At 72.5% G+C, this 1,706-nt stretch carries 1 protein-coding gene; it reads right to left on the bottom strand.

From position 1 onward, the window contains the following. Positions 1-1,557, bottom strand: a 1,557-nt coding sequence (locus C892_RS0128195) for an MFS transporter (protein ID WP_026124696.1), incomplete at its 3' end; no start/stop codon positions are given. Positions 1,558-1,706: the final 149 nt, after the last annotated feature.

Below are 1,706 nucleotides of genomic sequence, written 5' to 3' on the forward strand. Positions count from 1 at the left end.
CGCGCCCGGCGGCGGGGCGGCCGGGGCCTCCGGCCGCCCCCGTTTCATGAACACCGCGGTGATCAGCGCCGCGGCGACCGTGCACCCGGCGCACACCAGGAACACGACGTGGATGGAGCCGACGAACGACGCGTCCACCGCGGCGGCGAACCGCTCCCCGGAGACCGGGAGGTCCGCGGAGCCCTGGTCCCCGCGTCCGGCGAGGGCACCCGCTCCGCCGACCTGCTCGGCGATCCCCCGTCCCGCATCGGCGGGAACGCCCAGGGCCGCCAGCGCTTCGGCGATCCGGTCCTTGAAGCCCGTCAGCACGATCGTGCCCAGCACCGCGGCGCCGGCGGTGAACCCCGTGATGCGCATGGTGTTGATCATCGAGGAGCCCAGGCCCGCGCGCTGCGGCGGGGTGGAGGACATCACGGCCAGCGTCAGCGGTGCGAACATGCAGCCGATGCCGGCGCCGACCAGGGCCAGCCTCCACCACACCGCGCCGTAGGCCGACGCGGGCTCGATGGCGGTGAGCAGCAGGAAGCCCGCCGTCACCGCGACGGCGCCGGCGATGACCGGCGCCCGGGGGCCGATCCGGCCCGCGATGCGGCTGGCCGGCGGGGAGAACAGGAAGATCCCCAGGGTGAGCGGGAGCAGCCGCAGGCCCGCGTCCAGCGCCGAGCGGTCCTGGACCGACTGGAAGTACTGCGCCATGAAGAACATGGCGCCGACGATGACGAAGCCGAGCAGGGCGGCGACCGTGCACGCCGCGCTGAAGGTGCGGTCGCGGAACAGGTCGAGCGGGAGCAGCGGTTCACGGCCGCGTTTCTCGACCACGAGGAACGCGGCGAGCAGCAGGGCCGCGCCGATCAGCAGGCTCAGGATCACAGGCGAGCCCCAGCCTGCGCCCTCTCCCTGGATGAGCCCCATGACCAGGCAGAACAGGCCTCCGACGACGAGGACCTGCCCCCGGATGTCGAGGTGGCTCGCCTGGGGGTTGCGGGACTCGGCCAGGCCGGGCACCCCGAGCAGCAGGGCCAGCGCACCGATCGGGAGGTTCACCAGGAAGATCGCCTGCCAGCTGAAGGCCTCGATCAGCACGCCGCCGACCAGGGGCCCCAGCGCCAGCGACACCCCGGACACGGCGGTCCAGATGCCGATCGCCTTGGCCCGCCCGGCGGGGTCGGTGAACGTCGAGACCAGCAGCGCCAGGCTCCCGGTGTTGATGGCCGCGGCGCCGAGGCCCTGGACCACGCGCCCCGCGACCAGCCACGCCGCGCCCGGGGCGAACCCGCACACCGCCGATCCGGCCAGGAAGAGCACGAGTCCGACCAGGAAGGCGCGTTTTCGCCCGAACCGGTCCCCGACGGTCCCGGCCGTGAGCATCAGCGCGGCGAAGGGGAGGGTGTAGCCGTCGACCGTCCACTGCAGGTCCGAGATCCGGGCGTCGAGGTCGTGCTGGATCTCCGGGAGCGCGACGAAGATGATCGAGCCGTCCAGCAGGACCATGAACGATCCCAGGCTGGTGACCAACAGGGTCAGCAGGGCGGCGCGGGGGGCTGGTGTCGGCTGCATGGACGTCCTATCCGGCTGCGGCGCTTTCCGCGTATTTGGGCAGGAGGGTGAGGAATTGCGGGGGGACGAGGAAGGGGTGGACTTCGACGCGTTGCCAGACGCGGTTGGTGATGTAGGGCTCGTTGTCGAGCCATTGGTCGAGGTGGTCG

Origin of the sequence: Nocardiopsis baichengensis YIM 90130, assembly GCF_000341205.1 — a bacterium.
Lineage (GTDB): Bacteria > Actinomycetota > Actinomycetes > Streptosporangiales > Streptosporangiaceae > Nocardiopsis_A > Nocardiopsis_A halophila.